At 58.6% G+C, this 6638-nt stretch carries 5 protein-coding genes; 1 reads left to right on the top strand and 4 read right to left on the bottom strand.

The window, feature by feature from the left end; all coding sequences use genetic code 11:
• Window positions 1-34 precede the first annotated feature (34 nt).
• Window positions 35-1177 carry a PQQ-dependent sugar dehydrogenase gene (locus RMO15_RS24270; protein ID WP_309718629.1) on the bottom strand — a complete coding sequence of 381 codons (1143 nt, stop codon included), beginning with the start codon at window positions 1175-1177 and terminating at the stop codon, window positions 35-37.
• 52 nt (window positions 1178-1229) lie between these two features.
• Here RMO15_RS24270 and RMO15_RS24265 point away from each other — a divergent pair, with 52 nt between their 5' ends.
• Entirely contained in the window at window positions 1230-1757 is a 528-nt protein-coding gene (locus RMO15_RS24265; protein WP_309718626.1) for a hypothetical protein, read from the top strand.
• Here the strand turns inward: RMO15_RS24265 and RMO15_RS24260 are convergent.
• From RMO15_RS24260 to RMO15_RS24250, 3 genes are all read right to left on the bottom strand, one after another.
• The gene (locus RMO15_RS24260; protein WP_309718623.1) at window positions 1687-2610 is read right to left on the bottom strand and encodes an oxygenase MpaB family protein; all 924 of its coding nucleotides are present in this window, start codon (window positions 2608-2610) and stop codon (window positions 1687-1689) included. The two genes, RMO15_RS24265 and RMO15_RS24260, sit on opposite strands and share 71 nt — an antisense overlap.
• Window positions 2611-2682: 72 nt before the next feature.
• Window positions 2683-4527, bottom strand: a complete 1845-nt coding sequence (locus RMO15_RS24255; RefSeq protein ID WP_309718620.1) for a transketolase — start codon at window positions 4525-4527, stop codon at window positions 2683-2685.
• A gap of 238 nt (window positions 4528-4765) precedes the next feature.
• Window positions 4766-6638, bottom strand: a 1873-nt coding sequence (locus RMO15_RS24250) for a copper-translocating P-type ATPase (protein ID WP_309718617.1), incomplete at its 5' end; no start/stop codon positions are given.

The following is a 6638-nucleotide window of genomic DNA, read 5'->3' as shown; positions in this document are numbered from 1 at the left end:
CACCACCGCCAGCACCAAAGCAAAGAGCACGCTACTACTTACCCACATAGCGAATCCGGTAGACTTTTCCTCCAGCATCATCCGAGAAGAAAATCGAGCCATCGGGGGCTTCAACACAATCCACCGGGCGTGCCAGTGCCTTGCCATCCGCTCCCATCGTCTTGACAATGGGAAGAATACCGTAGGGCTTGCCAGTCTCCTTGTCGAAACATACTCGATCTACCGAGTACCCCACTTTTATGGTCGCGTTCGACGAGCCTTTCTGGGCCACAAAGGCATCGCCCGTGTGATCGGTGGGGAACAGCTTCTTGGTGTTGGTCAAAAAACAAAACGCATTACTCGCCGAGTGTGCCGGGAAGTTCCAGGCAGGCGATGTGGTCTTTGCGGCTAGCTCCAGAATATCGGGGCGGTCTTTGAACTCTAGGCGCGGGAAGCCGTAGCCGGGAACAAACGGATGGCCATAGAACTTGCCCTGCTCGTAGTAGTTAAACTCATCGGGTGGGTTGAGGTTGGTGATGGGCAGATTCCCCTTGGTCTCGCCAAACGGAGCGCCCATGTTATCCGAGCCATGATCCACACCCCAAACTTCCTGGGTGCCAGGCCGCAAGCGCAGTTTCTCGGTGTTACGCAAGCCGCCGCTCCAGAGCGTCTTTGTTTTCCCGTCTTTGGAGAACTTCCAGACCTTCTGCCGCTCGGTATCTCCCGGATCCGATGCGTTTTCTTTATCGCCAATGGACGTAAAGATCGCATCATTAGTCACGAGAATCGAGCGCCACCAGTGCCCACCGCCCATCGGCACCGTGCCCTCTTCGATTACCGTAATATCTTCATCGGCCTTGCCATCGCCATTGGTGTCACGAGCTTTTGAGATAGCACCGGACTCCGAGTACCAGAGCCAGCCGCCTTCAAAACAGAGCCCATGCGCCGTCGGTTTGTCCGCTAAGAAAGTGGTCTGTGTCTCGTAGAAGCCATCTTTGTTCTTGTCCTTGAAGGCATAGACCTCGCCGGGGTTTGGCTTAGAGATATAGAGCGTCCCATCATCACCGAACTCCATAAAACGCGCACCGGGTAGCACTGCCGCCACGGAAACCTGATAGCCGGGACGTACCCAAAAAGCGGGAGTAGTCGGAGGCGCTTGTCCCATCAGAAGCGCCAGAGAAAGCAAAGAAGTTACCATACCCTCTCCTTCGCTTTTGGTCGGGTAAACTCCTGCCTAGAGGAAGAGAAACTTGGAGTGGATCCGCACAATTTCAAGCAACGGCACCTGGCTCTGTGAACATACTGGCCAGAGTGGCCGCCCCGCCCCAGCATCCATGCTCAATATCAGCAACTTGGAGAACCTCTATACCTCCCCCTCAAACACGCGCGGCTCACTTATCTGCCCAGGCTGCGGCACCCTCTGGCGCGGCTGGCCTAAACAGCGCCAAGTGAAGTTTTATATCGAGTCTCCGCTTGACAATTGCTATCCCTACCAGCGAGCCCAGCGCACTGATATCGACACGCTGATCGCGGAGGTCTGGAAGCGTTTTGCCGGGCTCAAAGTCACCCAGCATCAGTATGTCTGGCCCGCCGACGACGATGGGATTTGGTGGTTCAGCCTGCCCGCTATCACCCGGCACGCAGACGTCCAGCTCGAAACAGGCAATGGAATGCTTCCGTTTTACGAAGACCAGCTCACCCTCACGACTATGGACGAAGCGGTCGAGCGGGTCTGCTACTTACTGTCTCACGTTGGGCAAAGCGGATCAGCTGGGTAGTGGCGTCTTTTTCTAATCCAAGTGCTTCTTTGAGACCTGGTGAGAGCACGATCATCCCAAAGAGCGCCTGAGCCCCAAAGGCATAGAGCTTCTCCGAGGCGGACTTCTCGGGAGGCGCACCGCCCAGCTTAGTCACCAGCATGGTGGCGATAAAGCGAACCTGACCGCCAAGCAGAAGGGGAATTCCTTCGGGACGGGGCTCCCCGGCACGTGTGTACTGTGCTTGGCGGAGCAGATCCACCCGCTCTTTTGCCAGAGCATAGGAGAGCGGTAGTAGCTCCCGATCCAGGCCCATGCCATGGCCCAGCACCGACCAGTAGTGGAACCAGGCATCCAGCTCTTTGCTATCCTTGCCCGGCTCCACAAGCTTCCGGGCGATGAGTGCCTCGATGGGCCACCAGGCAAAAGTGTAGAGGACGAAGGCAAACGACTGCGCATTCATGGGCAGGCGCTCCCTCGGGTTCCACTTCAGTGTTCGACCGGCCATCTCGCCGACCTGTTGATGCAGCTCACCCAGGGCAATAGCCTCAGCATAGTTTCTCTTGAGAAAGTCCTCGCGGCTCGTGAATCGGCCCATGACGCGGTTCATCAGCTCTGCCGTCTCTTGCATGCGCGGGGTGAAGTCCTTGGGAAGCCGACCTGTCTGCATCAGGATGGGCGCGATGTCGCGGGCGGCAAAGGTGGCAGCCAGCGAGGAGGCCCCCTCGACTTGCTGAATGAAAGCCTGGCGCTTTGCCTGAAAGCTTCCGGCAAGCAGAAGCTGCTCGAAATCTAGCCAAGACGGTGGCGTTTTTCGCGGCGTAATCAGGCGCGTCCGTGCCTGCTCTATAACCGCTTGCTTCCGAGACATCATTGCAGAATTCTACCTCAAAAAACAAAACCGCCCTGCGTTGTGACGCAGGACGGCAAGAGAGAGTGTCTGTGACTAGCCCTTAACAGCCTTCACAATCGCGGCGGAGTCAATGCCATAAGCGGCGAGAAGCTCGTCGGGCTTTCCGGAGCGAGGCATCTCGCGGATGGCGAGATGCGTGAACTTCTTGGCAGCCACGCAGCTCTTGGTGAGGGTCGCGGCGACGACATCTCCCAGACCGCCCTCCGGCCAGTGGTCTTCCACCACGATCAGATGCTCAGTCTCGGCAGCGGCCTTGAGGATTGCGGCCTCGTCCACAGGCTTGATCGAGTAGAGGTCAATCACGCGGATCTTCACTCCCTCCGCGGCAAGCGCATCTGCAGCCTGAAGCGCCTCCACAAGCGTGATGCCAGCCGCGATCACGGTGGCCGTGGTGCCCTCACGAAGGGTCTTGCTGCCGCCAACGGTAAATACCTCGTTGGCCGAGTAGATCACCGGAGTCGCTTCACGAGTGGCGCGGAGATAGGCGATGCCGTCGTAGTCGGCCATGAGAGCCATCAAGTGGGCACAGCTCACGGCATCCGACGGATAGAGAACCGTCGCGCCGTAGATCGAGCGCATCATCGCTAAATCTTCGAGGGCCATCTGGCTCGCGCCGTCCTCGCCAATCGAGACGCCCGCGTGGGTTCCCACTAAGCGAAGCTTGGCACCAGAGATCGCGCCCATGCGGATCTGGTCGTAGGCGCGGCAGAAGAACGCCGCAAACGTCGCAGCAAAGGTGTTCTTGTCCTGAACATCAAGGCCCTGCGCCACGCCCACCATCACCTGCTCGGCGATGTAGACCTGGAACAGGCGCTCCGGGGCCACTTTTCCAAGGCTCTCGGTGTAGGTCGAGTTTCCGACTTCCGCATCCACGGCGAAGAAATTGCCACGGGATTTCCCAAGAGCGGCCAGCGTGTCACCGTAGGCTTTGCGCACGGCCACTTTCACGCCCACTTCGTAGCTAGGGAGCACCAAAGGCGCATCGGCGGTAAACGGCGCGGGGGTCAGGTTCTCGGGGAGCTGTGGCTTGACCGTGTAGCCGGCGATCGGACCTGCCTGCAACAGCTCGACGTAGGCTTTGTCTGCCTCGTCGGGCTTGAGCGCCTTGCCATGCCAGCCGGGAGCGCCCGCGAGCCAGCTCACGCCACCGCCCTTTTCGGTCTTGGCCAAAATACAAACGGGCGAGCCGGTGTGCGCCACGGCCGTGGCGTAGGCTTCGTCGATCTCGGCGACATTGTGGCCGTCCACGATCAGCACTTTCCAGCCAAACGCCGAGACACGCGCGGCGTAGGTCGCCATGTCGTGGCCAAGCGCCGTCTCGCCGCGCTGGCCCAGCTTGTTCACGTCCACAATCGCGATGAGGTTATCCAGCCCCTGCTCGCTAGCGACCATCAGGGCCTCGTAGTTGGAGCCCTCGGCCATTTCCGAGTCGCCCAGCAGACACCAGATTTTGTAGGGGAGCTTCTCGATGTGTTTGCCCGCAATCGCAACGCCCACCGCAATCGCGAGCCCCTGGCCGAGTGAACCCGTCGCGGCGTCAATGTGCGGAATAATCGGGGTTGGGTGGCCCTCGTAGATCGAGCCAAACTTGCGCAGCGAGAGCAGATCGGCCTCGGAGATCGCACCCGCAGCGTAGTACATGGCGTAGAGCACCGGGCAGGCATGCCCCTTGGAGAAGATCAGGTGGTCGTTGTTGGGGTGACTCGGGTTGCTGTAGTCGTAGCGCTGGTACTTGGCCTGGAGCACGGCCATCAGGTCTGCCGCACTCATCCCGGAGGTCGGGTGGCCACTCCCTGCTGCCGTCGTACAGCGGATTGAGTCAGCGCGCAACTGCCGCGCAAGGTCATTGAAGAGCTGAAGTTCTTTGGCGTCTGCCATTATATAAACGTCCTTTAGTTTACGGAAGTATCCTGAGCCATTGTACCGCACAAGAATCAGGAAGAGCTGAGGTTAAAGAAAAGGACAGTATGGACAACCAGATTCGTGGCTTCGCTACCCTTTCCTTCCTTCTTGCTTACCAAAAAAGAACCAGAGAATAAAGGCAATAATGCCTGCTCCACTGACAATAACCATTATCTGGCTGGTATCCATGGCTGATTTCCTTCCTTGGTTAAGGTTAAATGACACTAATTTTGAAGCTCTTGAGTCGCAGGCTATTGACAACTACTGACACTGAGGAAAGGCTCATCGCCGCGCTGGCAAACACAGGCGACAGCAGCCAGCCGGTGAAAGGATACAACAATCCCGCCGCAATGGGAATGCCCACGAGATTGTAGACAAAGGCCCAGAAGAGATTCTGCTTGATCGTCGTCATCGTGGCCTTACTCAGCGCAATGGCGTTTGCGACGCTATTGAGATCGCCCTTGATAAGCGTGATATCCGAGGCCTCTATCGCGACATCGGTACCCGTCCCGATGGCAATTCCGATATCCGCCTGGGCGAGCGCAGGGGCATCGTTGATGCCGTCACCGACCATCCCAACCACAGTGCCGCTTGCCTGAAGCCGCTTGATCTCCGCAACTTTGCCTTCCGGTAGCACCTCGGCCACCACGCGGCCTATTCCGACTTGCGCAGCAACGGCTTGAGCGGTCTTTTGGTTGTCACCGGTGAGCATCACAACCTCAAGACCAAGCTTTTTTAGACGTGCTATGGCTTCTTTGGAGCTTGGCTTGATAGGATCAGCCACGGTAAGAATCGCGGCGAGCTTGCCCGAAACGGCGGCAAACATCGGGGTCTTACCCTCCGTCGCTAGGTGCTCTGCCTCAGAGCGAGCGGCATCAATGGGGATACGACGCTCTTCCAGAAACGCACGGTTGCCGATCAGCACCTCATGACCTTCGACACTGGCAATCACGCCTCGTCCCGGTATCGCCGCGAAATGCTCCGCAGCAGGAACGACGAGTCCCCTCTCCTTGGCAGCTTTCACCATGGCGGCAGCAAGCGGGTGCTCGCTCAGGGCTTCGACGGCGGCCACGAGTCGCAAGACTTCGTTTTCCGGGAGTCCAAATGCCGTGAGGTTGGTGAGTGTAGGCTTGCCCTCCGTCACGGTGCCGGTCTTGTCCAGCACGATCGCGGTCATCTTGTAGGCTTGCTCCAGCGCGGCTCCTCCTTTGATCAAGATGCCCAACTGTGCTCCCTTGCCCGTACCAACCAAGATTGCGGTAGGAGTGGCGAGCCCCAAAGCGCAAGGGCAGGCGATCACGAGAACTGCCACCGCATTAACAAAGGCCATGTTCAGGCGCGTGTCGGCGGGGGCCAGCGAAAACCAAAGGACAAACGTCAGCACAGCGATGATCAGAACGATCGGAGTGAAATACCCACTTACGGTATCGGCGAGGCGGGCGATGGGAGCACGCGAGCCCTGAGCGTCCTGAACAAGCTTCACAATCTGGGCGATAGCCGTATCGAGACCAACGTGCAGCGCCTTCACCTGAAGCGAGCCCGTGGAGTTCATCGTGGCTCCGAATACCTCGTCGCCAATCCCTTTGGCAACGGGGAAGCTTTCGCCCGTCAGCATAGACTCGTCCACGGAGGAGCTTCCGCCTTCAATGACCCCGTCCACAGGGATTTTCTCCCCGGGCCGCACGAGCACCAGATCACCAATGGCAACGGCCTCGATGGGAATCTCCAGCTCATTGCCGTCTCGCAAGACGCGGGCGGTCTTTGCCTGTAGTCCCATTAGCTTCTTGATCGCTTCGCCCGTCTTGCCCTTGGCGCGGGCTTCGAGGAGCTTGCCTAGGAGCAAGAAGGTAATGATCGCCGCCGCCGCTTCAAAGTAGACGGCAGGCATGGAAGCGTGCTCTGTGTGCGGATGACTCCGGGACTGAAACACCACGGGCAAGAGCGTCGCGAGAACCGAGTAGCCGTAGGCAGCTCCCGAGCCAATCGCCACCAGCAGGTTCATGTCCGCAGCACGGTGCCGAAGGGCTTTCCAGGCTCCGCTAAAAAAGTGTGCCCCACCATAGACAAGCACCGGTGTGGCAAGGAGC

Source organism: Armatimonas sp. (assembly GCF_031410135.1).
GTDB lineage: Bacteria > Armatimonadota > Armatimonadia > Armatimonadales > Armatimonadaceae > Armatimonas.
This window is presented reverse-complemented; position numbering and strand designations above follow the sequence as displayed.

What these genes read in the sequence shown, in the direction of transcription:
- RMO15_RS24255 (WP_309718620.1), bottom strand. Translation starts at nt 4,527, where the DNA reads ATGGCAGACGCCAAAGAACTTCAGCTCTTCAATGACCTTGCGCGGCAG.
- RMO15_RS24270 (WP_309718629.1), bottom strand. Translation starts at nt 1,177, where the DNA reads ATGGTAACTTCTTTGCTTTCTCTGGCGCTTCTGATGGGACAAGCGCCT.
- RMO15_RS24260 (WP_309718623.1), bottom strand. Translation starts at nt 2,610, where the DNA reads ATGATGTCTCGGAAGCAAGCGGTTATAGAGCAGGCACGGACGCGCCTG.